This window comes from Streptomyces sp. CA-294286, from assembly GCF_050947155.1.
Classification (GTDB): Bacteria; Actinomycetota; Actinomycetes; order Streptomycetales; family Streptomycetaceae; genus Streptomyces.
Genome location: NZ_CP192005.1, coordinates 2,542,494 through 2,567,067 on the forward strand (window position 1 = coordinate 2,542,494; position 24,574 = coordinate 2,567,067).

The 24,574-nt window shown below is 70.0% G+C and carries 24 protein-coding genes, 1 tRNA gene and 2 pseudogenes; 12 read left to right on the top strand and 15 right to left on the bottom strand.

Annotated features, from left to right (window positions below):
- The first annotated feature begins 53 nt into the window (after positions 1-53).
- The gene (locus ACQPZG_RS16010; protein WP_433546433.1) at positions 54-242 is read left to right on the top strand and encodes a hypothetical protein; all 189 of its coding nucleotides are present in this window, start codon (positions 54-56) and stop codon (positions 240-242) included.
- 60 nt (positions 243-302) lie between these two features.
- On the opposite strand, the gene ACQPZG_RS16015 is transcribed toward ACQPZG_RS16010, so the two are convergent.
- The 4 genes from ACQPZG_RS16015 to nth form a co-directional block, all read right to left on the bottom strand.
- A complete protein-coding gene (locus tag ACQPZG_RS16015; protein ID WP_433546434.1) occupies positions 303-1,703 on the bottom strand; it encodes a 6-phospho-beta-glucosidase in 1,401 nt (466 codons plus the stop codon).
- A 47-nt stretch (positions 1,704-1,750) separates the two neighbouring features.
- Positions 1,751-2,956 carry a MarP family serine protease gene (locus ACQPZG_RS16020; protein ID WP_433546435.1) on the bottom strand — a complete coding sequence of 402 codons (1,206 nt, stop codon included), beginning with the start codon at positions 2,954-2,956 and terminating at the stop codon, positions 1,751-1,753.
- Between the two features lie 22 nt (positions 2,957-2,978).
- The gene (locus tag ACQPZG_RS16025) at positions 2,979-3,728 is read right to left on the bottom strand and encodes an NUDIX hydrolase (protein ID WP_433546436.1); all 750 of its coding nucleotides are present in this window, start codon (positions 3,726-3,728) and stop codon (positions 2,979-2,981) included.
- Positions 3,729-3,796: 68 nt separating this feature from the next.
- The gene (gene nth, locus ACQPZG_RS16030; RefSeq protein WP_433549429.1) at positions 3,797-4,633 is read right to left on the bottom strand and encodes an endonuclease III; all 837 of its coding nucleotides are present in this window, start codon (positions 4,631-4,633) and stop codon (positions 3,797-3,799) included.
- Between the two features lie 251 nt (positions 4,634-4,884).
- Between nth and ACQPZG_RS16035 the strand changes: the two genes are divergently transcribed.
- The gene (locus tag ACQPZG_RS16035; protein ID WP_185033934.1) at positions 4,885-5,559 is read left to right on the top strand and encodes a Crp/Fnr family transcriptional regulator; all 675 of its coding nucleotides are present in this window, start codon (positions 4,885-4,887) and stop codon (positions 5,557-5,559) included.
- A 369-nt stretch (positions 5,560-5,928) separates the two neighbouring features.
- On the opposite strand, the gene ACQPZG_RS16040 is transcribed toward ACQPZG_RS16035, so the two are convergent.
- From ACQPZG_RS16040 to ACQPZG_RS16060, 5 genes are all read right to left on the bottom strand, one after another.
- The gene (locus ACQPZG_RS16040) at positions 5,929-6,807 is read right to left on the bottom strand and encodes a prohibitin family protein (protein WP_433546437.1); all 879 of its coding nucleotides are present in this window, start codon (positions 6,805-6,807) and stop codon (positions 5,929-5,931) included.
- Positions 6,808-7,283: 476 nt separating this feature from the next.
- Complete coding sequence (locus tag ACQPZG_RS16045; protein ID WP_433546438.1) at positions 7,284-8,114, bottom strand: MBL fold metallo-hydrolase; 831 nt, start codon at positions 8,112-8,114, stop codon at positions 7,284-7,286.
- A complete protein-coding gene (locus tag ACQPZG_RS16050; protein ID WP_433546439.1) occupies positions 8,111-9,019 on the bottom strand; it encodes an NUDIX hydrolase in 909 nt (302 codons plus the stop codon). Before ACQPZG_RS16050 ends, ACQPZG_RS16045 begins: the two co-directional genes overlap by 4 nt.
- A gap of 244 nt (positions 9,020-9,263) precedes the next feature.
- Entirely contained in the window at positions 9,264-9,731 is a 468-nt protein-coding gene (locus ACQPZG_RS16055) for a RidA family protein (protein WP_433546440.1), read from the bottom strand.
- Entirely contained in the window at positions 9,728-9,889 is a 162-nt protein-coding gene (locus ACQPZG_RS16060; protein ID WP_075033571.1) for a DUF4177 domain-containing protein, read from the bottom strand. Before ACQPZG_RS16060 ends, ACQPZG_RS16055 begins: the two co-directional genes overlap by 4 nt.
- 64 nt (positions 9,890-9,953) lie before the next feature.
- On the opposite strand from ACQPZG_RS16060, the gene ACQPZG_RS16065 reads away from it, so the two are divergent.
- Positions 9,954-10,970: an ArsA family ATPase gene (locus ACQPZG_RS16065; RefSeq protein WP_433549430.1), complete on the top strand. Its 1,017-nt coding sequence runs from the start codon at positions 9,954-9,956 to the stop codon at positions 10,968-10,970.
- Positions 10,967-12,430, top strand: a complete 1,464-nt coding sequence (locus tag ACQPZG_RS16070; RefSeq protein ID WP_433546441.1) for an ArsA family ATPase — start codon at positions 10,967-10,969, stop codon at positions 12,428-12,430. The genes ACQPZG_RS16065 and ACQPZG_RS16070 overlap by 4 nt, the downstream gene beginning before the upstream one ends.
- Positions 12,431-12,580: 150 nt before the next feature.
- On the opposite strand, the gene ACQPZG_RS16075 is transcribed toward ACQPZG_RS16070, so the two are convergent.
- On the bottom strand, positions 12,581-12,928 hold the full coding sequence (locus ACQPZG_RS16075; protein ID WP_433546442.1) for a WhiB family transcriptional regulator: 348 nt from the start codon (positions 12,926-12,928) through the stop codon (positions 12,581-12,583).
- A gap of 568 nt (positions 12,929-13,496) precedes the next feature.
- Between ACQPZG_RS16075 and ACQPZG_RS16080 the strand changes: the two genes are divergently transcribed.
- A complete protein-coding gene (locus tag ACQPZG_RS16080; protein ID WP_433546443.1) occupies positions 13,497-15,740 on the top strand; it encodes a transglycosylase domain-containing protein in 2,244 nt (747 codons plus the stop codon).
- A 217-nt stretch (positions 15,741-15,957) separates the two neighbouring features.
- Here the strand turns inward: ACQPZG_RS16080 and ACQPZG_RS16085 are convergent, their stop codons facing one another.
- Positions 15,958-16,434 (bottom strand): GatB/YqeY domain-containing protein, encoded by a 477-nt coding sequence (locus ACQPZG_RS16085; RefSeq protein ID WP_433546444.1) that lies wholly within the window; start codon positions 16,432-16,434, stop codon positions 15,958-15,960.
- Positions 16,435-16,648: 214 nt separating this feature from the next.
- Here ACQPZG_RS16085 and ACQPZG_RS16090 point away from each other — a divergent pair, with 214 nt between their 5' ends.
- The 3 genes from ACQPZG_RS16090 (at position 16,649) to ACQPZG_RS16100 (ending at position 18,700) form a co-directional block, all read left to right on the top strand.
- Positions 16,649-17,581 (top strand): metallophosphoesterase, encoded by a 933-nt coding sequence (locus ACQPZG_RS16090; RefSeq protein WP_433546445.1) that lies wholly within the window; start codon positions 16,649-16,651, stop codon positions 17,579-17,581.
- Positions 17,582-17,849: 268 nt separating this feature from the next.
- Entirely contained in the window at positions 17,850-18,596 is a 747-nt protein-coding gene (locus ACQPZG_RS16095; protein ID WP_433546446.1) for a Pr6Pr family membrane protein, read from the top strand.
- 30 nt (positions 18,597-18,626) lie between these two features.
- Positions 18,627-18,700 (top strand) — tRNA-Pro (locus ACQPZG_RS16100).
- 98 nt (positions 18,701-18,798) lie between these two features.
- On the opposite strand, the gene ACQPZG_RS16105 is transcribed toward ACQPZG_RS16100, so the two are convergent.
- The 4 genes and pseudogenes from ACQPZG_RS16105 to ACQPZG_RS16120 form a co-directional block, all read right to left on the bottom strand.
- Entirely contained in the window at positions 18,799-18,942 is a 144-nt protein-coding gene (locus ACQPZG_RS16105; protein WP_433546447.1) for a hypothetical protein, read from the bottom strand.
- 232 nt (positions 18,943-19,174) lie between these two features.
- Positions 19,175-19,877: pseudogene (locus tag ACQPZG_RS16110) on the bottom strand (class I SAM-dependent methyltransferase).
- Positions 19,878-19,984: 107 nt separating this feature from the next.
- Positions 19,985-20,230 (bottom strand): annotated as a pseudogene (locus ACQPZG_RS16115) (hypothetical protein); the annotation flags it as partial.
- 551 nt (positions 20,231-20,781) lie between these two features.
- A complete protein-coding gene (locus ACQPZG_RS16120) occupies positions 20,782-20,952 on the bottom strand; it encodes an aureocin A53 family class IId bacteriocin (protein WP_433546448.1) in 171 nt (56 codons plus the stop codon).
- 767 nt (positions 20,953-21,719) lie between these two features.
- Between ACQPZG_RS16120 and ACQPZG_RS16125 the strand changes: the two genes are divergently transcribed.
- The 4 genes from ACQPZG_RS16125 (at position 21,720) to ACQPZG_RS16140 (ending at position 24,508) form a co-directional block, all read left to right on the top strand.
- The gene (locus ACQPZG_RS16125) at positions 21,720-22,037 is read left to right on the top strand and encodes a LysR family transcriptional regulator (protein ID WP_433546449.1); all 318 of its coding nucleotides are present in this window, start codon (positions 21,720-21,722) and stop codon (positions 22,035-22,037) included.
- Between the two features lie 202 nt (positions 22,038-22,239).
- On the top strand, positions 22,240-22,527 hold the full coding sequence (locus ACQPZG_RS16130) for a hypothetical protein (RefSeq protein WP_433546450.1): 288 nt from the start codon (positions 22,240-22,242) through the stop codon (positions 22,525-22,527).
- Positions 22,528-22,568: 41 nt separating this feature from the next.
- Positions 22,569-23,036 carry a PH domain-containing protein gene (locus ACQPZG_RS16135; protein ID WP_433549431.1) on the top strand — a complete coding sequence of 156 codons (468 nt, stop codon included), beginning with the start codon at positions 22,569-22,571 and terminating at the stop codon, positions 23,034-23,036.
- 35 nt (positions 23,037-23,071) lie between these two features.
- The gene (locus ACQPZG_RS16140) at positions 23,072-24,508 is read left to right on the top strand and encodes a PH domain-containing protein (protein WP_433546451.1); all 1,437 of its coding nucleotides are present in this window, start codon (positions 23,072-23,074) and stop codon (positions 24,506-24,508) included.
- The last annotated feature ends 66 nt before the right edge of the window (positions 24,509-24,574 follow it).

A 24,574-nucleotide genomic window follows, 5' to 3' on the forward strand; every position in this document is an offset into this window, starting at 1 on the left:
TTGGCGGGCCGTCAGGCGATTACCGACCTTGGGGCCCGGGCACACGTCGGGGTATGGGCTGGACGCACGACTTCGGTGACTCAGCACGCAACCGCCGCTCGGCCACAGCGCCGACCACCCGCGAGAGGGGACGCCCGCACGATGAGGGTCATGCACACCCCGGTCAGGCGATGGGCATCCCGCGCATCCTCCGGCGCCGCGCCCGGTGGATGTCGGCGCGACTGAGGCACCAGCGGACCTGACCCGTCGTCCGCGGCTGCGACCGCGCCCCCGCCCTGTCGGACCGGGGCGCGCGTGCGGGGCTAACGCTCCCGGAGGTACCCGAGTCCCGGGTGCGCGTCCCGGTAGCCCGCCAGCAGCCTGCGCGCCACCTGGACCGAGTCGACGAGCGGGTGCAGGGCGAACGCCTTCACCGCGTCCCGCGCCGACCCGCTCTCCGCCGCGTCCAGTACGCAGCGCTCGACGGCCTTCACGGCGGCCACCAGGCCCGCCTCGTGGCCGACGAGCTGCGACACGGCGGCGGGGCGGGCGCCGGACGCGTCGACCGTGCACGGGACCTCGACGACGGCTGCCTCGTCGAGGACGTCCAGGACCCGGCCGCCGGGCCGGTCCGGCGTCGCGTTGCGGACGTTGAGGATCAGCGTGGTGCGTTCGTCGCGCGCGACGGCCCGCATCAGGGCCAGCGCGACGTACTCGTACCCGCCGGACTCCAGGTCGTCAGCGGCGCGCTCGCCCGCGCCTGCCGCCTCCCGGTTCTCCGCCATGTACGTCGCCTCCCGCTCGGCCCTCGTACGGTCCCAGGTCTGCCAGGCGGCGCCGGAGGGCGCGCGGTGCGGCCCGGCGGCCAGCTCCTCGTAGAAACGTGCCTGCTGGTCCCTGAGGAAGGCTCCGCGGGTCTGCTTCGCCTGCCGGTACGCCGTCACCGCTTCCCGGTTGAAGTAGTAGTAGTGCAGGTACTCGTTGGGCACGGAGCCCAGCGCGCGCAGCCAGTCCGCGCCGAACAGCCTGCCCTCCTCGAAGGACGTCAGCCGGGCCTCGTCGGCGAACAGCTCCGGGAGTACGTCGCGGTCGTCGACGTACAGACCGCGCAGCCAGCCCAGGTGGTTGAGGCCGACGTAGTCGGCGCGGGCCGCCGCCGGGTCGTGCACCTGGAGGGTCCGCGCCACCCGGCGGGCCAGGCCGACCGGTGAGTCGCAGATGCCGATGACCCGGCTTCCCAGATGGCGCGACATCGCCTCGGTGACCAGGCCGGCGGGGTTGGTGAAGTTGATGACCCAGGCGTCCGGGGCCAGCCGCGCCACCCGACGGGCGATGTCGACCGCGACGGGCACCGTCCGCAGCCCGTAGGCGATGCCGCCCGCGCCGACGGTCTCCTGCCCCAGCACCCCTTCGTCCAGGGCCACCCGCTCGTCGGCCGCCCGGCCCGCCAGGCCGCCGACCCGGATCGCCGAGAAGACGAAGTCCGCGCCGCGCAGGGCGTCGTCGAGGTCCGTGGTGACCCGCACCTCGGGTGCGTCGGGGGCGCCCTCGGCGCGGGCGGCGACCGCCTGGTCGCGGAGGACCCGGGCGATGGCGTCCAGCCGGGCCGCGTCGAGGTCGTGCAGGGTGACGCGGGTGACACGGCCCTCGCCGCGGTCGCGCAGCAGCGCCCCGTACACCAGCGGGACGCGGAATCCGCCGCCGCCCAGGATCGTCAGATGCATGCTTCAGCCTCTCGGGTCGGGGACCGGCGGCTCTGCGGAGCAGGACCTCAGAGTGCGCAGCCCTGGCTGTCCACCTGCTGGTTGGCCGTGCGGCCGATCCTGATGTCGTCGCGGATCTCGTCGACCGTCAGCGCGTATCCGGTGTCCGGGTCGTCCAGGGACTTGGCGAAGACGACGCCGTACACCTCGCCCTCGGGGGTGAGCAGAGGGCCGCCGGAGTTGCCCTGGCGGACGGTCGAGTACAGCGAGTAGACGTCGCGACGGACCGTGCCGCGGTGGTAGATGTCGGGGCCCTTGGCGTTGATGCGGCCGCGGACGCGCGCCGAGCGGACGTCGTACGCGCCGTTCTCCGGGAACCCGGCGACGATCGCCCCGTCGCCGCTGCGGGCGTCGCCCTCGGTGAACTGGAGCGGGCGCGCCTTCAGTTTCGGCACGTCCAGGACGGCGATGTCGCGCTGCCAGTCGTACAGGACGACCTTCGCGTCGTACAGCTTGCCCTCGCCGCCGATCTGCACGGTCGGCTCGCTGACCCCGCCGACGACGTGCGCGTTCGTCATGACGCGGCGGTCGGAGAAGACGAAGCCGGTGCCCTCCAGGACCTTGCCGCAACTGGGCGCGGTTCCGACGACCTTGACGATGGACTGCTTGGCGCGGGCCGCGACCGGGCTGCCGGCGAGCTTCGGGTCGGGGGCCCTGACCTCGGTGATCGGCTCGTTGGAGAACGGGCTGAACACCTGTGGGAAACCGTTCTGCGCGAGCACCGAGCTGAAGTCGGCGAACCAGTTGGCGGCCTCGCCCGGCACGACCCGGTCCACTCCGAGCAGCACCTTGGAACTGCGCACCTCCTTGCCGACCGTGGGCAGCGAGGTGCCCGCGACGAGCGAACCGATCAGCCACGCCACCAGCAGCATCGCGCAGACGTTGACCAGCGCGCCGCCGGACGCGTCCAGGGCGCGCGCGGGCGACCAGGTGATGTGCCGGCGCAACTTGTTGCCGAGGTGAGTGGTGAAGGCCTGCCCCACCGAGGCGCAGACGATCACGATCACGACCGCCACCAGGATGCCGGTGGTGGAGTCGCCGAGGGACGATCCGTCGGCGAACCACCCCCAGACCACCGGCAGCAGATAGACCGCGGCGAGCCCACCGCCGAGGAACCCGATCACCGACAGCACGCCGACGACGAATCCCTGGCGGTATCCGATGATCGCGAACCACACGGCAGCGAGCAGCAACACAATGTCCAGGACGTTCACGCCCGCCACCCTGTCATGTCCGTCATGCGTGCCAGTCGAGAGGGACCTCGCGAGAGGGGTCCCAGGGTCGCTCCCAGCCCGCGAAGTGCAGCACCTTGTCGATCACACCGGCGGTGAATCCCCACAGCAGGCCCTCCTCCAGCAGGAAGGCCGGGCCGCGGTGACCACGCGGGTGCACGCTGGTGGCCCGGTTCGCCGGATCCGTGAGGTACGCCACGGGCACCGTGAAGACACTGGCAGTCTCACCCTGGTCGACGGCGCCGACCGGGCTCGGGGAGCGCCACCAGCCCAGCACGGGCGTCACCACGAAAGCGCTGACGGGGATGTAGAGGCGGGGCAGCACCCCGAAGACCTGGACACCGGAGGGGTCGAGTCCGGTCTCCTCCTCGGCCTCTCGCAGCGCCGTCCGCAGCGGCCCCGTCGTCAGCGGGTCGCCGTCCTCGGGGTCGAGGGCGCCGCCGGGGAAGGAGATCTGCCCCGCGTGCGAGCGCAGGCTGCTCGCCCGTTCCATCAGCAGCAGCTCGGGGCCGTGCCTCCCCTCACCGAAGAGGACCAGAACGGCGGACTGCCGCCCGCTGCCGCTCGCCGGCGGCAGGAAGGCGCTGAGCTGCTCCGGCCGGACGCTGCGGGCCGCGGCGGCCACCGGCTCCAGCCAGCCGGGCAGACCCCGGTCGGTGACGCTGACCAGGGGGAGACCGGGGACGTCCGCCGGTGGCGCGGCCCCGCTCCCGTACACCTCACTTGTGGCGCTCGGCGCGCTCGTACGTCTCATAGGCACCCCCGTACTGTCCCAACGTCCGCTCCCGGGACGATCGTTCCGGATTCGGCCGACCCGTTCGGTCACGGTGCGGCCGGCCCCGCTCCCAGCGGCGGGGCGGGTTTGCCGCCCGCGTCCAGGAACGACTGCGGGGGCTTGAGCCGCTGCCCCGGGTACCCGCCCTTCTCGTACTTCAGCAGCTTCTCGGCCTTCTGCGGGTCCGTCTCGCCCTCGCCGTACGACGGGCACAGCGCGGCGATCGGGCAGGCTCCGCAGGCCGGCTTGCGGGAATGACAGATACGGCGGCCGTGGAAGACGACGCGGTGCGAGAGCATCGTCCACTCGCTCTTCGGGAAGATCTCCGCGACCACCGCCTCGACCTTGACCGGGTCCTCCTCGTCGGTCCACTTCCAGCGGCGCACCAGGCGGCCGAAATGGGTGTCGACGGTGATGCCGGGGACGCCGAAGTAGTTCCCGAGGACCACGTTGGCGGTCTTGCGGCCCACACCCGGCAGCTTCACCAGGTCCTCGATCCGGCCGGGCACCTCCCCGCCGAAGTCGTCCCGCAGGGCCGTGGACAGCCCCAGCAGGGACCTGGCCTTGGCGCGGAAGAACCCCGTCGGCCGGATGATCTCCTCCAGCTCCTCCGGCACCGCCGCCGCCATGTCCTCGGGCGTCGGGTAGGCCGCGAAGAGGGCCGGAGTGGTCTGGTTGACCCGCAGGTCCGTGGTCTGGGCGGAGAGCACCGTGGCGACCAGCAGCTGGAAGGGGTCCTCGAAATCGAGCTCCGGATGGGCGTACGGATAGACCTCCGCGAGCGCGCGATTGATCTTGCGGGCGCGGCGGACCATGCCGAGGTGCGACTCGGCCTTCGCCTTTTTCGCCGCTCTCACCGGCTTCGCCGCACCCTGTTCGCCCACGGCTGAATCACGATCTGCTGTCACCTGCCCTGCCCCCTTGACCTGCGCTCTCACCGGCTTGTTGGACACCCGGCCAGCCTAGAGGCAGGCACTGACATCCGCCTTGGTCACCGCCAAATGCCTACCCAATCAGCCCCCTGAAGCACGACCAGGCCCGTGGGTAAGTCATCCTTAGTGATTGATCGCACTGTTTTACCGTCCGGCATCATGGGGACCCAGGCCCCCTGAGCAGGTCGACAAGGAGAGAACACGTGGACGACGTTCTGCGGCGCGCCCCGCTCTTCGCGGCGCTCGATGACGAGCAGGCCGCGGAGCTGCGCGCCTCGATGAGTGAGGTGACCCTCGCACGCGGGGACGCCCTGTTCCACGAGGGCGACCCCGGCGACCGCCTCTATGTGGTGACCGAGGGCAAGGTGAAGCTGCACCGCACCTCCCCCGACGGCCGCGAGAACATGCTGGCCGTGCTCGGCCCCGGCGAACTGATCGGCGAACTGTCGCTCTTCGACCCGGGCCCGCGCACCGCCACCTCGACGGCACTCACCGAGGTCAAGCTGCTCGGCCTCGGCCACGGCGACCTCCAGCCCTGGCTGAACGTACGCCCCGAGGTCGCGACCGCGCTGCTGCGGGCCGTGGCCCGTCGGCTGCGCAAGACCAACGACCAGATGTCCGACCTGGTCTTCTCCGACGTTCCGGGCCGGGTGGCCCGCGCGCTCCTGGACCTGTCGCGCCGCTTCGGCGTGCAGTCCGAGGAGGGCATCCACGTCGTGCACGACCTCACGCAGGAGGAACTCGCCCAGTTGGTCGGCGCCTCCCGCGAGACGGTCAACAAGGCGCTCGCGGACTTCGCGGGCCGCGGCTGGCTGCGCCTGGAAGCACGGGCCGTCATCCTGCTGGACGTGGAGCGACTGGCGAAGCGCTCGCGCTGACGGGACCGCTCGCCCGTACGGCGGCTTCGGCCGCCCGTACGGGAGTGGGCCGCACCCTCCTGGGGTGCGGCCCACTCGCGTACCCGGACGGGCCACTACGGGCGGGCGCACACGGGCAGGCCCGCACCGACGGCCCGCACCGGCAGGCACTGCGCCGCACGATCCCGCACCAAGACCCCGCACCGGCAGGCACTGAGCCGCACGAGCCCGCACCAAGACCCCGCACCGGCAGGCACTGAGCCGCACGAGCCCGCGCCGAGACTCCGCACCGGCAGGCACGCACCTGTCCGGGCCCGCAGCGGCGGACCGTAGACCCCTACGGGCACGCGCGCACCCGGGTGCGGGCATGCCTCCGGGTCCGGTCGGCGGTCAGTTCTTGCCGACGATCACGGGGGTCTTCCCGCCCTCGCCGCACGGAACCGCGTACACCGGGTGCTTCTGCGCGGCCTCCTTGAAGGCGTCGATGCACTGGTTGTAGAGCACCTTGTCGGTGAGGGAGTTGTTCAGGATGCGGTTGGCCTGGGCGATGCCCTCGGCCTCGATCTTGCGGCGCCTGGCCTCGGCGGCGGCCGTCTTCGCCGCCTCCTCGGCCCGCTCGGTGGACTGCTGCTGCTGGATCTTGCGGTCGATCTGGCCCTGGAGCTGGGCGGAGGGCTTCACGTTGCGCAGGTTGACCGCGGTGACGGCGATTCCGCGCGGGGCCAGCCGGGCCTTCGTCAGTTCGCCGATCTCCGCGTTGATCTTCTCGCGGGCCGAGGAGTAGCCCTGCTCGCTCGTGTGCCGGGCGAACACGTTGCGGATGATCTCGCGGCTGTCCGGCTGCACCAGACGCTGCTGCACGGACTCCTCGCTGCCCGCGAGACGGTACAGCTCCACGACCTTGTCCGGGGTCACCGCCCACTTCACGGTCACCTCGACCTCCATGACGCCGCCCTGCGACGAGCGGACCTCCACGACGTCCTTGTCGGACAGGTTGAGGTCGACGGGACGCGTCGAGAAGGACGTGACGGTGGTGAACGGCGACCGGATGTGCATCCCGGACAGCATCGGCCCGCCGACCTTGCCGAAGGTGACCGGCACTCCGACCTCGTACGCGCTCATCACGTACAGGCAGCTGGTGATCCCCGCCAGAAGGCCCGCCAGGAGCGCGCCGACCGCGCCCAGCTTCAGACCGCGGGCGCCCTGCGCGCGCCCGACCAGGAACAGCACCAAGGCCGCGAGGAGCAGCAGGATGGACAGCACGAACACAGTGGTTCCCCCCAGGAACAAAAAAGATCATGATACGAACGCGGAAGATGTAGGCGGAGCGTAAGCCATGGCGGGCGCACACAGCGGTGGGACGGACAGGCACAGCCACCCGTACATCGAGCGCGAAGGCTCGCTGGAGCGGATCCAGGACCGGGAACCCGACGGGCGATCCGTCCGTTCTCCTTTCGTACACCGAGGATCTCGGCCCGTGGCTGGCGAGCGAATACATCGCGGTCCACGGCCGCAAGACTCCCCGGCCGTACGGAAGTACCGCGGGTCCCGGGCCTTCGCGCCCCCGCAGCTTGTGAACTGCACAGGGATGAAGCAGGAGTTCCGGTTCCGCACGGGCCCGGTCCGCCCCGACCGGTCCCACATGATCCGGAGCCCTTTCGTCCGCCCGTCACCGCCTCCACGGTCCGCAACGTCCCCGAGGGCGCTGAGCCTCCCGCAATCCGCCCGCAGCAGCTCGGCGCGGCTCAGATCAAGCCGTGTTCGCGCAGGTACTCCAGCTGCGCGCGTACCGACAGTTCGGCCGCCGGCCACAGGGAACGGTCCACGTCCGCGTACACCGCCGCCACCACTGCGGACGCGTCGCGGTGCCCGTTCTCCACGGCCGTCTCCACCTGCGCCAGCCGGTTCGCCCGGTGCGCCAGGTAGAACTCGATCGCGCCCTGGGCGTCTTCGAGCACCGGGCCGTGCCCCGGCAGGACGAAACCCACCCCGTCGTCGACCGTCAGCGACCGCAGCCGTCGCAGCGAGTCGAGGTAGTCCCCCAGCCGCCCGTCCGGGTGCGCCACCACTGTCGTGCCGCGCCCCAGGACCGTGTCCCCCGTCAACACCGCCCGGTCGGCCGGCAAGTGGAAGCAGAGGGAGTCGGCGGTGTGCCCGGGAGTGGGCACCACCCGCATCTCGACTCCCCCGGTGGTGATCACATCACCGGCGCCCAGCCCCTCGTCCCCGAGCCGGAGCGCGGGATCGAGTGCCCGCACCGGGGTCCGGGTCAGCTCCGCGAACCGTGCGGCGCCCTCCGCATGGTCCGGATGCCCGTGCGTGAGCAAGGTCAGCGCGACCCGCTTGCCCGCCCTCTCGGCGGTGCCGATCACCGCCCGCAGATGCCCGTCGTCCAGGGGACCGGGATCCACGACGACGGCCAGGTCCGAATCCGGTTCGGACACGATCCAGGTGTTGGTGCCGTCGAGCGTCATCGCCGACGGGTTGGGGGCCAGGACGTTGACCGCGCGTGCGGTGGCACGCCCGGACAGCACGCCGCCCCGCGGCTGACCCGGCAGGGCCGCTGCCTCGGTCATCGGGCTCCTCCCCGCGCTCCGCCGCCCGCGGCGGGGATGTGTTTGGTGAACTCCTCGTGGCCCGGCCAGCTCAGCACCACCTCGCCGTCCTCCAGCCGTGCCCGCGCGAGCACGGGCGCCATGTCCCGGTCGGCCGCCCCGGCCAGGACCTCTGCCACCGTCCCGTACGGCTGGAGTCCGCGCAGTGTGGAGATCGTGGGCGGCATCATCAGCAGCTCGCCCCGGTCGTAACCGGCGGCGGCCTCACCCGGGGCGATCCACACCGTCCGGTCGGCCTCCGTCGAGGCGTTGCGGGTCCGCTGCCCGGCCGGCAGCGCGGCGACGAAGAACCAGGTGTCGTACCGCCTGGGTTCGAACTCCGGGGTGATCCAGCGCGCCCACGCGCCCAGCAGGTCGGAGCGCAGCACCAGCTGCCGCCGGTCGAGGAACTCGGCGAAGCCCAGCTCCCGGGCGACCAGGGCCTGCCGGTCCGCCTCCCAGTCCGCGCCCGTGATGTCCCCGACCACGGTCTGCGCGGTGGGGCCGGCGAGGAGGACACCCGCCTCCTCGAAGGTCTCGCGCACCGCCGCGCAGACCACCGCCTGGGCGGCCCCGGGGTCGTCGGGCAGCCCGAGCCGTTCGGCCCAGCGGGCCAGTGAGGGGCCCGCCCAGCGGACGCGGGAGTCGTCGTCACGAGGATCGACGCCGCCCCCCGGATACGCGTACGCGCCTCCGGCGAAGGCCATGGAGGCGCGTCTGCGCAACATGTGTACGGACAGCCGACCCGCGTCACCGGCACCGCTCGTGCCGTCGCTCAGCAACAGCACGGTCGCGGCCCGCTTCGGGGTCGCGGCGACCAGCTCGCCGTTCGCCAGCGCGCGGATCCGGTCGGGCCATTCGGGCGGGTACCACTGACCATTGGACATGGCCGGATGCTACGGCCAACCGTCCCGATGTTCGAGAGGCGGCAGTCCCCAGCACGCCCCCTCAGCGCTCACTCGGCAACGCACACTCGGCAACGCCCGGACCGGCAGTCGCGCACCGGCACTCGTGACCGCGCGCCCAGGTACCGGCGCACACCAGCCCTCGTGCGTCGGCACGCGCCGAACCGGCATGCGCCGGCCCCTCGCGCGCCGACGCGCCCGGTACCCGGCGTTCGCTTGCCGCGGGTCAGGCGCTGACGAGCTCCACCTGGATCTCGACCTCGACCGGTGCGTCCAGCGGCAGGACGGCCACGCCGACAGCGCTGCGGGCGTGCACGCCCTTGTCGCCGAGGACCTCGCCGAGCAGCTCGCTCGTGCCGTTGAGCACGGCGGGCTGGCCGGTGAAGTCCGGGGCCGAGGCCACGAAGCCGACGACCTTGACGACGCGCGCGATGCGGTCCAGGTCACCGACGACGGACTTCACGGCCGCCAGGGCGTTCAGCGCGCAGATCCGCGCCAGGTCCTTGGCCTCCTCGGCGGTGACCTCCGCGCCGACCTTGCCGGTGCACGGCATGGCGCCGTCCACCATCGGCAGCTGGCCCGCGGTGTACACGTACACCCCGGACTGCACGGCCGGCTGGTAGGCGGCCAGCGGCGGAACCACCGCCGGAAGGGTCAGGCCGAGCGAGGCGAGCTTCTCCTCGACAGCGCTCATGCGGACTTCTCCCGCTTGAGGTAGGCCACCAGCTGCTCCGGGTTGTTCGGCCCAGGCACTACCTGGACGAGTTCCCAGCCGTCTTCGCCCCACGTGTCCAGGATCTGCTTCGTCGCGTGCACGAGCAGGGGGACGGTGGCGTATTCCCATTTGGTCATGCGGCCGACTGTAGCCGGTGGAAACGGACGGGAAGGACGGCCTCCTGATTGGGCGGCGGGCGGACTGGTTAGGCTCGGAGGCGTGAGCAGGCTCCAGGTCGTCAGTGGCAAGGGCGGTACCGGCAAGACCACGGTCGCCGCCGCACTCGCGCTCGCCCTCGCCACCGAGGGCAAACGCACCCTCCTGGTCGAGGTCGAGGGCAGGCAGGGCATCGCGCAGCTCTTCGAGACGGAAGCCCTTCCGTACGAGGAACGCAAGATCGCTGTCGCGTCGGGCGGCGGGGAGGTGTACGCCCTCGCGATCGACGCGGAACGCGCGCTGCTCGACTACCTCCAGATGTTCTACAAGCTGGGGAGCGCCGGCCGGGCGCTGAAGAAGCTCGGCGCGATCGACTTCGCGACGACCATCGCGCCGGGGCTGCGGGACGTCCTGCTGACCGGCAAGGCCTGCGAGGCGGTGCGCCGCCGGGACAAGAAGAACGCGTACGTCTACGACTACGTGGTGATGGACGCCCCGCCGACCGGCCGCATCACCAAGTTCCTGAACGTGAACGACGAGGTCGCGGGCCTGGCGAAGTTCGGGCCGATACACAACCAGGCGCAGGCCGTGATGCGGGTCCTCAAGTCCCCCGAGACGGCCGTGCACTTCGTGACGCTCCTGGAGGAGATGCCGGTCCAGGAGACCGCCGACGGCATCGCGGAGCTGCGGGCCGCCGAGCTGCCCGTCGGCAAGGTCATCGTGAACATGGTCCGCCCGCACCTGGTGGACGAGCAGGCACTGCGCACGGCGGCCGGCGAGCAGCGAGCCGAGGTGGCCAGGGCGCTCTCCCGGGCGGGCCTGGGCGGGGCAGGGCGCGGAGGCGTCGCCGAGCGCCTGGTGGACCCGCTCCTGGAGCAGGCCGCGGAACACGCACAGCGGGTCGAACTGGAGCGGGAGCAGCGCGCCGCACTGGCCCAGCTGGACCTGACGACGTACGAACTCCCGCTGCTGGGCGAGGGGTTGCATCTGGCCGGCCTGTACCGGCTGGCAGCGGAACTCCGTGCCCACCTGGGCGCGGAACGGGCGGGGGGAACGGCATGAGCACAAGCACGGGCAGGCCGCGGGCGATGGCCGCGGCACCGGCGCTGGACGTCGATCCGCTGCTCGACGACCCCGCGACCCGCATCATCGTGTGCTGCGGTTCCGGCGGCGTCGGCAAGACGACGACCGCGGCCGCCCTGGGCGTGCGCGCGGCCGAGCGCGGGCGGCGTGCGGTCGTGCTGACCATCGACCCGGCGCGCAGGCTGGCGCAGTCGATGGGCATCGACTCGCTCGACAACGTGCCGCGCCGGGTCAAGGGGATCGACGAGGGCGCCGGTGGCGAGCTGCACGCCATGATGCTCGACATGAAGCGCACCTTCGACGAGATCGTCGAGGCGCACGCGGACGCGGACCGGGCCCGCGCCATCCTGGACAACCCCTTCTACCAGTCGCTGTCCGCCGGGTTCGCCGGTACGCAGGAGTACATGGCGATGGAGAAGCTGGGCCAGCTCCGTTCACGCGACGAGTGGGACCTGATCGTCGTGGACACCCCGCCGAGCCGGTCCGCACTGGACTTCCTGGACGCCCCGAAGCGGCTGGGGTCCTTCCTGGACGGAAAGTTCATCCGGGTGCTGATGGCGCCGGCGAAGGTGGGCGGCCGGGCCGGGATGAAGTTCCTCAACGTCGGCATGTCGATGATGACGGGCACGCTCAGCAAGCTGATGGGCGGTCAGCTGCTCCGTGACGTGCAGACGTTCGTCGCGGCCATGGACACGATGTTCGGCGGTTTCCGGACGCGGGCGGACGCGACGTACCGGCTGCTCCAAGCGCCGGGCACGGCCTTCCTGGTGGTCGCCGCCCCGGAGCGGGACGCCTTGCGCGAGGCGGCGTACTTCGTCGAGCGGCTCGCGGCGGAGGACATGCCACTGGCCGGTCTCGTACTCAACCGGGTCCACGGCAGCGGAGCCCCTCAGCTGTCGGCCGAGCGGGCGCTCGCCGCCGCGGAGAGTCTCACGGCGGAGAAGGGCGCCGGAGAAAAGCTCGGCGGGCACGGCATTGTGGATCAGTCGGACGGGAATGCTGGACCTCGTGACGCCACGGCCACCACTCCCCAGACGTCCCTGACGCCCGAGACACCTCCCGCGTCCGACACTCCCCGGGCCCCCGGGACACCCCAGGCTTCTGGGACACCCCACGCCCCTGAGACACGTCGGCCGCCTGAGCACGCTTCCGCCGAGCGCGCCGCCGACTCCACGGACGAGGACGGCGCAGACGGCGTCGAGCAGCTGACGGCGGGCCTGCTGCGGCTGCATGCCGAACGCATGCGGGTACTCGCGCGTGAACAGCGAACGCGCGACCGCTTCACCGCACTCCACCCCGAGGTGGCAGTGACCGAAGTCGCCGCCCTGCCCGGGGACGTACACGATCTGGCCGGTCTTCGGACCATCGGTGAGCGGCTGGCGAACGATCAGGCATCCCCGCCCGACCTCTCACCTTCCACACCGTCACCCTCGGTCTGACGGGCCCCCAGTTCGGCACCGGAGCACGCGCAGTCCTACCCGTACTCGTCTCGCAGCCCTGCCCGTACTCGTCCTGCACCCGTCAGCGCGCGGGGTCCGGCGTAACCCGTCCGGCCCCGTGCCACGAGTGGCCCAACGAACACGATCGGCCTAGCCCACCGCGGCGTACGTCTCCTCGTAGACCTCGTCGTCCTCCAGCACGTCCGGCAGGATTCCCGCGCTGCGCTCGTACTCCGTACGCGCGGTCTCCAGGAGCCGACGCCACGAGGTGACGGTCGGACGGCGGCGCAGCAGAGCGCGGCGTTCCCGCTCCGTCATGCCGCCCCACACGCCGAACTCGACGCGGTTGTCCAGCGCATCGGCCAGGCATTCGGTACGCACCGGACATCCGGTGCACACCGCCTTGGCCCGGTTCTGCGCTGCTCCTTGTACGAACAGTTCATCCGGATCGGTAGTGCGGCAGGCTGCCTGCGCACTCCAGTCGGTTACCCAGCCCATCCCGGCGCCGTCCTCTCCCGAATCGAGGCTCCCCCACGGCGACAGCGGCATATTCACCGCTGCCAGTTGAGGACGTTACGGAAGGCGGGCACAGCGCAACACCCCCTTCGGGCCCAATCTTGAATGGCCCGAACGGACTATGCGTACGCGGCAGATCACCCAGGGGAGTGACCAGGGAGCCCACGTCACGCCGCCGATCACCCACCGGTAAACCGGGACAGTTCAGCCGGAGTGCGGCAGTTCCACCGGGATCAGGCCGACATATCGGACGCCGTGCCGTCCGCCTGGGGCGCAAGTGCACTGCTGTGACAGAACGAGAGCAGCTTAGGCCAGAGCCTTTGCGCGTGTCCGGCGAAATGCGAACGCGGACACCTCCCCCGCCCCCTGACGAGATTCCGCCAACCACGCCCCGGCCCTGCCGACGCCCGGGGATCCGAGACGCCCGGCAGCCCCGAAGAACCCGAGCCACCCGGACCTCCACTCCCCGGATGTCACAACCTGGTACTCGAACATCCCGAGAGACCCCCGCTCCTGCGGAACGCCCTGGTCTACGGATTAGGCTGCCCCCATGGCAAAGAAGCGCTCGGGCGGGGGTCTCTCAAGGACCCAGCAGGCCGCCAAATTCCTCGGTGTCAGCGTGCTCTCCGGAGCCGTGCTGGCAGGCATCGCCCTGCCCGCCGCCGGTGCGCTCGGCCTCGCGGCCAAAGGCACGGTCGAGGGATTCGACACCATCCCCGCGAACCTCAAGCGGCCGCCGCTGAGCGAGCGCACCACCATCCTGGACAGCGAGGGCGGCAAGATCGCCACGGTGTTCTCACGGGACCGGACAGTGGTCCCGCTCAAGGACATCTCGCCGTACATGCAGAAGGCGATCGTCGCGATCGAGGACAACCGGTTCTACGAGCACGGCGCGATCGACCTCAAGGGCATCCTGCGCGCCCTCAACCGGAACGTGCAGGCGGGCGGCACGGCCCAGGGCGCTTCCACCCTGACGCAGCAGTACGTGAAGAACGTCTTCGTCGAGGAAGCCGGCGACGACCCGGACAAGGTCGCCGAAGCCACCCAGCAGACCCTCGGCCGCAAGATCCGCGAACTGAAGTACGCGATCCAGGTCGAGGAGGAGCTGGGCAAGAAGAAGATCCTGGAGAACTACCTCAACATCACCTTCTTCGGGCAGCAGGCGTACGGCGTCGAGGCGGCTTCACAGCGGTACTTCAGCAAGCCCGCCAAGGATCTGAAGCTCGAAGAAGCCGCGATGCTGGCCGGGCTGGTCCAGTCGCCGACCCGGTACGACCCGGTCAACGACTCGGCCGAGGCGACCAAGCGCCGCAACATCGTGATCCAGCGCATGGCCGACATCCGCCAGATCTCGCCCGCGGAGGCGGCCCGTGCCAAGGCCACGCCGCTGAAGCTGAAGGTCAGCAAGGCCAAGAACGGCTGCATCACCGCCGTGAGCGGCGCGGGCTTCTTCTGCGACTACGTGCGCGCGGTCTTCCTCAGCGACCCGATCTTCGGCAAGTCCAGGGAGGAGCGGGCCAAGGTCTGGAACCAGGGCGGGCTGACGGTCCGTACGACCCTGGACCCGAAGGCGCAGCAGTCCACCCAGGCATCGATCAAGGACCACGTCTACAAGAGCGACAAGGTCGCCACGGCGGTCACCCTGGTCGAGCCCGGCACCGGCAAGGTCCTCGCGATGGGCCAGTCCAAGCCGTACGGCTTCGGCCCCAACGAGACGCAGATCAACTACTCGGTCGACAAGCGGATGGGCGGCTCCAACTACGGCTTCCCGACCGGCTCGACCTTCAAGCCGTTCCTCGCGGCGGCGGCGCTGGAGCAGGGCAGGCCCCCGACGCAGGTGTACTCGTCGCCGTACCAGATGCCTTACCCGGACCGGGTCGCGACCTGCGACGGCAAGCCGTGGGTGAACCTCCGGAAAGAAAAGCTGGAGAACGAGAACGAGAGCGAGGTCGGCCCGTACGCGCTCCGCGAGGCGATGGGCCTGTCCGTCAACACCTACTTCGTGCAGATGCTCGAAGACATCGGGATGTGCCCGGTGCGCCAGCTGAGCGACAAGATCGGCCTGGTGCAGGGCAACGGGGACAAGATTCCCTATTCCCCGTCCTCGCTTACCCTCGGCTCCACCGGTGTCTCACCGCTGCGCATGGCCAGTTCGTACGCGGCCTTCGCCAACCGGGGCACGTACTGCACGCCGATCGCCATCGAGGCGATCACCGGCCGCGGCGGCAAGGCCCTGCCGGTGCCGAAGACCTCCTGCTCGCTGGCGATGGCCGAGCAGACCGCGGACACCATCAACACCCTGCTGCGCGGAGTGGTCGACTCCGGTACGGGCAAGGAAGCCGGACTCAAGGACGGCCGGGACAACGCGGGCAAGACGGGTACCACCGACGGCCGCAAGAACGCCTGGTTCGTCGGCTACACGCCGAACCTCTCCGGCGCGGTCTGGGTCGGCAGCCCGTCCCAGCAGGTGGAGATGGAGAACATCACCATCGGCGGCCGGTACCAGCAGAAGGTGTACGGCGGACAGGTCCCGGGACCGATCTGGAAGGACGCCATGACCGGCGCCCTGGAGAGCAAGGACTCACCCCAGTTCAACTCCGTCCACATCCCCGAGGACAACAAGGACAAGGACCGGGACAAGAACCGGCCGGGCGGCGACAACAAGCCGCCGGGCGGCAACCCGGGCCAGGGCTCCGGCGGCGGAGGCGGCGGCAAACCGGGCGGCGGCAACGGGAACCCCGGAGGTGGCGGCAACGGCAACTGGCCCGACATCCTCGGCGGAGACTGGCCGTAGACGGGCCGACCGCCCGTACCGCCCGTACCGCCCGAAGGGCAGTACGGGCGGTACCCGCCGAAGGGCCCGCACCTACCGGACACCCGTAACGGCTGAAGCCATGAGCGCCCAACGGTGACGCCGCGCGCGCTCGGGGCCGGACGAGCCGCGAGCCCGGGGCCGAACCAGAAGGGGGGCTCCACCCGTACACCGGGTGGAGCCCCCCTTCTCCGTACGGTCAGCCCGCCAGGAGCCGCTTCACCGTGGCGGCCACCCGGCCGCCCTCGGCGCGGCCCGCGACCTTCGGATTGACGATCTTCATGACCGCTCCCATGGCACGCGGCCCCTCGGCACCCGCCGCCTGCGCCTCCGTGACCGCTTCCGTGACGATCGCGGTCAGCTCGTCGTCGCTCAGCTGCTGCGGCAGATACGTGGCGAGGATCTCGCCCTCCGCCTTCTCCCGCTCGGCCTGCTCGGCCCGGCCGCCCTTGGCGAACGCGTCGGCCGCCTCCCGGCGCTTCTTCGCCTCCTTGGCGATCACCTTCTCGACCTCGGCGTCGGACAGCTCGCGGGCCTCCTTGCCCGACACCTCCTCGACCTGGACGGCGGCGAGGGTGAGCCGGAGCGTGGAGGAGCGGAGCTCGTCACGCGCCCGGATGGCTGCGGTGAGGTCTTCCTTCAACTGCGACTTGAGCTGGGACTTGAGCGTGGTCATGCCGCAAGTGTGGCAGGTCGTACGGGCCCGCCGCCCGCCGATTTACGCCGCGGCACCCATCGGGCGTCAGGCGTTCCGCCCCCGCCGGGCGCCCGCACCAGCACCTGCCCCCGCACCTGCACCTGCACCCGCACCAGCACCTGCACCCGCACCAGCACCTGTCCCCGCACCAGCACCTGCACCTGCGCCCGCACCGGTCTGCGACGATAAGCACATGCGCGCACGTTACGGAGTACCCCTGGGAATCACGGCCGTGGGAGCGGCCGGACTCGCCTACGCCACCGGGATCGAACCCCGACTGTTCCGGCTCCGCCGGGTGACCGTCCCCGTCCTGCCACCGGGGGCACGCCCCCTGCGCGTACTCCAGGTCTCCGACATCCACATGGTGAGCGGGCAGCGCAGGAAGCAGCGCTGGCTCCAGTCCCTGGCCGGCCTGCGCCCCGACTTCGTCGTCAACACGGGCGACAACCTGTCCGACCCGGAGGCCGTACCGGAGGTCCTGGACGCGCTCGGCCCGCTGATGGGCTTCCCCGGCGTGTACGTGTTCGGCTCCAACGACTACTACGGTCCCAGGCCGCGCAACCCTGCCCGCTACCTGCTGGAGAAGGTCCAGGGCAAGCACGGCCTGAACGGCAACGGCCCCGTCGTCGGTGCCGTGCACAACCCCTGGGAGGACCTCCGCGACGGCTTCGACGCGGCGGGCTGGGTCAACCTCACCAACACCCGCGCCGGCCTCAAGCTCCCCACCGCCGAAGGCTTCGACCTCGCCTTCACGGGCCTCGACGACCCGCACATCAAGCGCGACCGGTACAGCGAGGTGACCGGCGGACCCGATCCCTCCGCCGACTTCTCCATCGGTGTCGTCCACGCCCCGTACCTGCGTTCCCTGGACGCCTTCACCGCCGACGGCTATCCGCTCGTCCTCGCCGGGCACACCCACGGCGGCCAGCTCTGCATCCCCTACTACGGCGCGCTCGTCACCAACTGCGACCTGGACACCCGCCGCGTCAAGGGCCTCTCCACCCACGAGGCCGGCGGCCACCGCTCGTACCTCCACGTCTCGGCGGGCTGCGGCGCCAACCGCTACACCCCGGTCCGCTTCGCCTGCCCCCCGGAGGCCACCCTGCTGACGCTGACGGCGCCGTAGGGCCCGACACGGACGCGGGGGTCTGGGTACGGGTACGGCCCCGGCCGTGACCACGGCCGGGGAAGAACCGGCACGGCCGCGGAGGCCCCCGCCCGTGCAAGGGGCACCCCCGCCCTCGCCCGCACCCCGGGCAACCCCACCCTCACCAGCACCCCCGGGAAGCCCCCAAAGAACCCGGAAGTCCCCCACGTCCGCGAACCGGACCCCACCCCAAGAGGGGACTTTCTTCCCCGCGCCCGTCGGCCCCGCCTCCCCTACGGTGGAGATCATGATCGCTCCGTCCCCCGCGGGCTCCACGGGCGTGCCCGCCTCCGCAGTCGTACCGCCCCGCCGACGCCCGTACGCCGCCGTCTTCCGGACGCTCCTGTGCGCGGCGGCGGTCACGGGCATCGTGATCGACCTGTCCATCGGCGACCCGTCGCGCGTGCCGATCTACTTCACGGTCCAGTCGAACGCGCTGCTCGCCCTCACCCTCGGCTGGTCCGCCGTCCGCGCCTGGACCGGCGGCCCGCCCCTCTCGCCCCGCCTGACCGGCGGCACGCTCCTCTTCATCATGATCACCGGCCTCGTCTACCACCTGATCCTGGCCAACGACGCCTCCGGCTTCTCCATGACCGACGACCCCGCCCATCCGGTCACCGGCTGGCACACCGTCTCCAACCAGCTCCTCCACACCGTCACTCCCCTCGGTGCGGTCCTGGACTGGCTCCTCCTCACCGCCCCCGGCGGTCTCGCCTTCCGGTACGCCGCCCAATGGCTCGCCTACCCCGCCGCGTACTTCGCCTTCGCCCTCCTCCGCGGCGCCGCCGTCACGCCCGGCACCCCGGCCCGCTACCCCTACCCCTTCCTGGACGCCGCCGCCCACGGCTACACAGGCGTCGCCACCAACGCCCTGGTCCTGGGCCTGCTCTTCTACGCCCTGGCCCTGTCCCTGGTCGCCCTGGACCGGGTGCGTCCCTACCTGCAACCCCGCGAAAACCGGATTTCGCCTACACGCGCGGGTGGGCTAAAGTAATCGATGTCGCCACGGCAACGCGGTGGACATCGGGGTGTAGCGCAGCTTGGCAGCGCGCTTCGTTCGGGACGAAGAGGTCGTGGGTTCAAATCCCGCCACCCCGACAGCTAAGTACCAGATCAGGGCCGGTTTCCCTTCAGGGAGACCGGCCCTGACTGCGTTGTATCTGGGTGTCATCTGGGTGTGATCTTGAAACGGGGTGTCACCGCTCGGCGGCGCGCTGCTGCAAGAGCCGGTCGAGGATCGGGGCCGGGGAGCGCGGGGCGAGGAGCAGCCAGTCGTCCAGGGACTCGTGCCAGACCTCGGTGAGCTGGTCCATGAGGAACGCGTGCATGGTGTCCGTCACGTGGGTGTACCGGCGCTGACCGATCCGTCCTCGTGGCCCAGGCGCTCGTCCGCGAGAACCTTCGGGCAGCCCAGCCCCTCCAGGAGCGTGCGGTGGCCGTGGCGGAGCCCGTGACGGGTCAGCCGGCCCTTGATCGGCAGCCAGCACGCCTCAGCTGACCCTCAGCGCGAACGCACCGCGGCCCGGAGCCCAGGAAACTGGGCCCGGGGCAGCGGCATCCCCCGGCCCGGTCTCAGGTGGCGGGGCGCTCGGCCGTGACGAGGAGGGTGGCGGCGGGCCGGGGGCCGTCGCCAGCGGGCAGCTCCTCGACGCCGATGTCGGTAAACCCGGCCTGGGTCAGGACCTTGGTCCACACGTGCTCCTGCAGCACCCACCGGTGCATGGTGGCGCTCTCGCCCCCCGGGGGTCTTCGCCGGCACCTCGGCGGCCGTGACGTCCGGCTGCGCGGGCTTGCCGGACAGGTAGTGGGCGAGAGTGGAGAAGACCAGGTGTCCACCGGGGCGGAGCGCGTCAGCGGCGGCCGGGAGCAGCTCGCGGGGGTCGGTGAAGTCCACCGCCCCGAAGAGGCTGTAAAGCACGTCGTAGGCGCCCGGGTTCACGCGAAGGTGGGCGACGACGTCCGCGTGGACGAAGTGCAGACGCGGGGCGAGGTCGGCGTACAGGGCGGTGGCCATAGTGTGCTGGGCCGTGGACGCGTCCACGGCGTCGATCCGGTTCGGGGCGTGGTGCACGGCCAGGTGCGCGGCGTGGCGGGCGGCGCCAGCGCCGAGGTCGGCCATGGTCTTGCCGGTGAGGTCGCCGAGGACTTCCGGGCCCGGCCCGTCCTGCTGATCCCAGGTCCAGCGGAAGGAGTCGGGGACGGCGTGGTCCTGCGCGGCGCGGGCCCGGCCGTAGTGGTGCCATAGGTCTGTGGTCGTGGTCGTCACCCGCGTCATCCTGGCGACACCGCGCGGAGGCTGCTGCCGGTCCGGGCGAAAGTCACCCGGGCGTGCCTCGGCGGCCCAAGCCGTGGGCCCGGACCGACGAGGGCATCAGGTGAGGGTCAGTGCGAGTCGTTGCCCGGGTGGCAGGGGCCGCAGTCGGCGGCGTCCTCCCACAGCGGGAGGTCCACCTCCCAACCGGCGCGGGCGACGAGGTGGGCGGTCTTGATGACCGACCCGTCGTTCTTCATCTCGACCTCGGGCACGTGGTGCAGGAAGTACCCGCCGTTGTACTTGTCGCACAGCTCGGCGTAGGCGACGGTGTCCAGGATGATCGTGTGGGCGCCGATGTCGACCAGCTTGCTCGGCCAGATGTGGCAGGACGGCACCGCTCTCTTCTACGTGCTTCGGGTTCCCGAATTCACTTTTCGTGGCCTGTCGGACCTGCTCTACGAGAACGACTGCCTGGTCATCCCAGTCCAGGCCATGGCGCTGCCTGATGGCCTCTCCCTCGACGTCCGTCGCTCTTGAGTAGGCGGACACGGCCCCCTCGCCGGGCTTCCAGCGCTGCTTCGGTCCTGCCCACGACCGTGACGCCCGGTTCGTCCCGGGACGGCGATGCCGGCGTGGGACAGGTCTGCACCCGCAACCGGGACGGCTTCAGGAGTGCGCGTCGGTGCGGGTGGTGGAACGCGGCGCCCACCGAGGCAACGCTCGGGCTGGCTCCCTTCCCACTCTAGGCACGCGAAAAGACGGTCCACCGACTCCGAATCCCGTCGGCGGACCGTCATGAAGCATCGAGTTTGACGCCCTCCGAGCAGTGGCAAAACGGAGAGTCACAGTCGAATCGGTTACTGTGACTCTCCGAATTCAGCTGGACGGTTGCGCCGCCAGCGCCGGTGAGGCACTGGGTGAATACTTAGGCCCAGCCGTTCAGGCGAGCGATCATGTAAACGATCTCCCCAACGGTGTAGCCGGCGCTCGACCACTTCGAGATCTTGGCCTTGTTGGCCCACACCCACTTGGCGAACTTGGTACCGTACTTGGCTCCAGCCTTGATAATTGCCCCCGCCAGGCGCAGCCATCCCATTTTTTATACCTCCGAAATTGAGTACCGCTTCAACGCCGCCCGTTGCGGGTGCGTTGTCGGTGAGAAGCGGGCACGAATATGAGCTCCCCGACTGGAGATTTGGAAGCTAACACCGAGTGGCCCACCAGACCCAGTAGGGTCGGAATTGTCATTCAACTATTGCCATCCATTCGGGGGCTTGGTAAAGGCGGTGGTCACTTCAGGTGAAAAGGTGCAAAGGGTCGGTTCTTCACGCAACGGTCAAGTCGATTGCCGACGCGATGCGCGATCCCGTACCTTCTGGACATGCAGCCGCCATTGGCCACGGCGCATGCCCTGAGCAGCAGGTTCACCGTGAAGTGCGACCCCTGATCAGCCCTGGAGCGAGTACCCGACATCACGTCAGGGGCTGCGTCCGGTTAACACGCTGAAGAATGGGCGGCTTCGACCCTGAGTGCTCCGGAGGGAGCGTGACTTGACAAGCAAGACCCGCGCATCGCCACCCCGGCGTGACCAGCACACTCGCTCGACCAACAGGCTTTGAAACGTCTCCCGCTTCCAGTACTCTGGCCAAACATCTAGATCAGCCACAGCCGCAAAAACTGTGCCTGACCGGGTCTAGACCAGGGGACGATCCCGGACGCCAGATGTTGTTGAATCAGGAACTGAACGGCCGACGGGGCTGCATGCTGCATTCTCGACCGGAAGAAAGACGCCGATTGTTCGAGTCGGCAGGGTAGTAGCAGGACCTTGATAATCGAACGGGGGAAAGTCACTTGAATACGGTTATGCTGTACACCTTTGTAGTGGCTGCTTCGACCGGCAGCATTACAGAAACCGCCAAGAAGCTCAGGTATGGCAAGTCCACGGTGCTCTACCACATACGAGAGGTGGAAAAGGTCTGCGGGTCGGAGCTTTTCGAGCGAGAGGCGCGGGGGTGCAACCTCACCCATTCAGGCCGGAAAGCATTCGAAATCTCGGAGAAGTTGCTCCGGATGACCGCCGAGCTCAAGTCGTTGCCCTCCGGGGAGTCCCCGAGGGCGGCCAGAATGCGGCCGCATGCTGCGAGTTCCGGTTCGCCGAAGAACTTTCGACACTCCGGCTGACACAGGGACGCCGGATGCCTCGCACGCCGGCTGGCACAGGTCGGAGTTCTCGCACTCGACCCAGTGCGGGACTTCGGCCGCCAGGTCACATGTGGTGGTCACTCAACCGCGAAGAGGCACCGCCGGCTCCCTGGCTGTGACTCTTCAACAACAGCTGAACAGACAGATGTCGTCGTCTCAACAAGCTCGAACGGAGGCCTTGGTGTCCCAAAGTATCGCCCTTCCTGCGGTGGCCGCAGCGGTCCTGGCGGTGCTGGGTCTGCACTGGGCCATGGCGCGTAGAGGGCCGGTCTGGCTCGGGGCCGTGGTGCCATGTCTGTGGATCATCGCCGTCGTGGTGATGGCGGTGCAGGGTCGGCTCGATCTGCGGTCGTCCTTGGTGACGGTGGCGGCCCTGGTGTTGTTGCTCTGGATGTGGTCGGGCGGACGAGAGGCCAGGAGGAAGGCCGAGGCAGGCAGGGCTTCGAACTCGACGCCTCGGTCGTCATGAACCCTCGGACGCCGGCTGAACTCGAAAGGAAAACCTTGGCTGTGCAGGGACCGGATGCCGCCGCGCGGCAACTGGACGAGCGGGCGGTGCTGTTCTGGCAGGTGGAGAACGCGGTCGGCGCCGTCCTAGTGCTCGTCGTCGCCGTCGTCCTGTCCCGGCTTTCACCGCTTCCGGCAGAGTGGCGCACATGGATTCACATCCTGGCGGCGGCAGCTCTGGCGTTCGCCCTGTTCGACGCCCTCGTACTGATTCCGCTCCGCTACCGGTACTCCCGGTACACGCTGACAGCGGATTGCGTCATCGTTGAGCGGGGTCGCCTGTGGAGGCGACGCGACGTGTACCCACTGTCTCGCATCCTGTACTGCGAGACCCGCCAGGGTCCGATTCTGCGGTGGTTCAACCTGTTCACCGTCAGGACGGCAACGATCGTCGAGTCACGGTCGATCGGGCCGCTGTCACAGGCCGAGGCCGATCGCTTCGAGCAGTTCGTCCGCGAGCATTCCTCATGACCGGGACGCTCCCGAAGCGCCGCAACAGTCCGGCCATGTTCGCGACCCGTGTGGCCGAGCACGCGGCGACGATCGTCCCCACTGCCATCGCGGGGGTGTCGATCTGGTCCAGGTGGCCGGTCGTGTTCGGAATCCCGGTCGGCACGGTCTTCCTGCTGGTGGGCGGCATCAGCGTGCTCAGTCTGGTGGTGGACTGGTGGATGACCAGGTTCTCCGTGGACAGCGGCGGGATCAGCTACGACAGCGGTTTGCTGGTGCGGCGTTCCGCCTCGCTCGGCTGGTCGGAGGTGGTTTCCGTCCAGATCTCCCGATCGGCGGTGGCGCGACTCCTGGGCTCTTCACGCGTAGTGATCGGCATCGGCACGGAGTCGAAGACCAGCTTGGTGATCGAGGCGGTCCCGCATGCCGTCGCTGTCGCGATGGAGGGTTACTTCGAAGCCAACCGGGTTCGCCCGGCCTCACCGGGGCGTCGAACCGAGGCCCCGGCGACGGAGTCCGGCGAACTGATCTATCGCATCCGTGTACGCGACTACCTCCTGATCTCGGTGACCTACGGGCAGTTCGTGCTGCTGTTCCCGTTCCTGATGGAGCTCTACGAGAACGCCTCCGCCGTATTGCCGCTTCCCGCCGGCCTGCCGACGATCTCCGACCTGCCCGGACCGTTGTGGGTACTGGTGGTGGGCGCCGTGTTCGTACTCGCGGCAACGGCGATGGCGTTCGGAACGCTCATTGCCTGGCTGCGTTACCGGTCGTTCGAAGTCCGGTTCAGGGCAGGGGCGTTCGTCATGTCCGGCGGCCTCGTCTCCGCGGAGTCGCGGCAGATGCCCAGGTCTCAGGTGGGAGGGGTCAAGATCCAGCGGAATCCCCTGATGCGTGTCACCGGGTACGCGCGGCTGGCCTTCGTGTCCCGGCAGTCCGGTGAACGGATCGGCGCGAACATCGTCTTCCCCGCGGCGCGCCTGGAACGCGTGCGGGACAGCGTTCGGAGCCACTTTCCGGCCTATGCCGTTGCGGTGGACCGGATTACCAGGCCGAGCCGCACCCTGCGAGGGGGCCTGATCGGGGTGGCTGCGACCACCCTCGCCATGACGTGGTGGGCAGCGGACGGCATGTCCCCGGTCCCGGCGGGCGCCCTGATGACGGCCGTGGCGATCACACTGCTGGCCGCGAGCAACTACTGCTACGCAACGGCGGCGTTCGACCCGGAGAGTGCCGTGCTCCACGTGCGCCGCGGTTTCCTCTGGGTCACCCACTACGTCGTTCCGTGGGACTCGGTGTACTTCGCCCACTCCTACCAGCTACCCGTGGCCGGCCGACTGTCGGTCGGGGCGGTGTGCCTGGGGGTGTACGACTCGCGAGCCGTCCGACTGTGGGTACCGGTGAGGAGGCCGGCCCTGATGGGCCGGTTCATTGAGGCGACGACGCGCGCACCGGCCGTTCAGGGGAGCGAGGAGACGGCGGGAACGAGGTAACCGGAGTCGGTAGGAAGCACGGGGAAAAAAGCCGGTTGCCCGAAGCCATTGGCTGCACACGCCGTG

Excerpts from the sequence above, each read along its gene's own strand:
- ACQPZG_RS16010 (WP_433546433.1), top strand. The coding sequence starts at position 54 with ATGGGCTGGACGCACGACTTCGGTGACTCAGCACGCAACCGCCGCTCG.
- ACQPZG_RS16015 (WP_433546434.1), bottom strand. The coding sequence starts at position 1,703 with ATGCATCTGACGATCCTGGGCGGCGGCGGATTCCGCGTCCCGCTGGTG.
- ACQPZG_RS16025 (WP_433546436.1), bottom strand. The coding sequence starts at position 3,728 with ATGAGACGTACGAGCGCGCCGAGCGCCACAAGTGAGGTGTACGGGAGC.
- ACQPZG_RS16045 (WP_433546438.1), bottom strand. The coding sequence starts at position 8,114 with ATGACCGAGGCAGCGGCCCTGCCGGGTCAGCCGCGGGGCGGCGTGCTG.
- ACQPZG_RS16050 (WP_433546439.1), bottom strand. The coding sequence starts at position 9,019 with ATGTCCAATGGTCAGTGGTACCCGCCCGAATGGCCCGACCGGATCCGC.
- ACQPZG_RS16055 (WP_433546440.1), bottom strand. The coding sequence starts at position 9,731 with ATGAGCGCTGTCGAGGAGAAGCTCGCCTCGCTCGGCCTGACCCTTCCG.
- ACQPZG_RS16060 (WP_075033571.1), bottom strand. The coding sequence starts at position 9,889 with ATGACCAAATGGGAATACGCCACCGTCCCCCTGCTCGTGCACGCGACG.
- ACQPZG_RS16070 (WP_433546441.1), top strand. The coding sequence starts at position 10,967 with ATGAGCACAAGCACGGGCAGGCCGCGGGCGATGGCCGCGGCACCGGCG.
- ACQPZG_RS16075 (WP_433546442.1), bottom strand. The coding sequence starts at position 12,928 with ATGGGCTGGGTAACCGACTGGAGTGCGCAGGCAGCCTGCCGCACTACC.
- ACQPZG_RS16080 (WP_433546443.1), top strand. The coding sequence starts at position 13,497 with ATGGCAAAGAAGCGCTCGGGCGGGGGTCTCTCAAGGACCCAGCAGGCC.
- ACQPZG_RS16085 (WP_433546444.1), bottom strand. The coding sequence starts at position 16,434 with ATGACCACGCTCAAGTCCCAGCTCAAGTCGCAGTTGAAGGAAGACCTC.
- ACQPZG_RS16090 (WP_433546445.1), top strand. The coding sequence starts at position 16,649 with ATGCGCGCACGTTACGGAGTACCCCTGGGAATCACGGCCGTGGGAGCG.
- ACQPZG_RS16095 (WP_433546446.1), top strand. The coding sequence starts at position 17,850 with ATGATCGCTCCGTCCCCCGCGGGCTCCACGGGCGTGCCCGCCTCCGCA.
- ACQPZG_RS16120 (WP_433546448.1), bottom strand. The coding sequence starts at position 20,952 with ATGGGATGGCTGCGCCTGGCGGGGGCAATTATCAAGGCTGGAGCCAAG.
- ACQPZG_RS16125 (WP_433546449.1), top strand. The coding sequence starts at position 21,720 with ATGCTGTACACCTTTGTAGTGGCTGCTTCGACCGGCAGCATTACAGAA.
- ACQPZG_RS16140 (WP_433546451.1), top strand. The coding sequence starts at position 23,072 with ATGTTCGCGACCCGTGTGGCCGAGCACGCGGCGACGATCGTCCCCACT.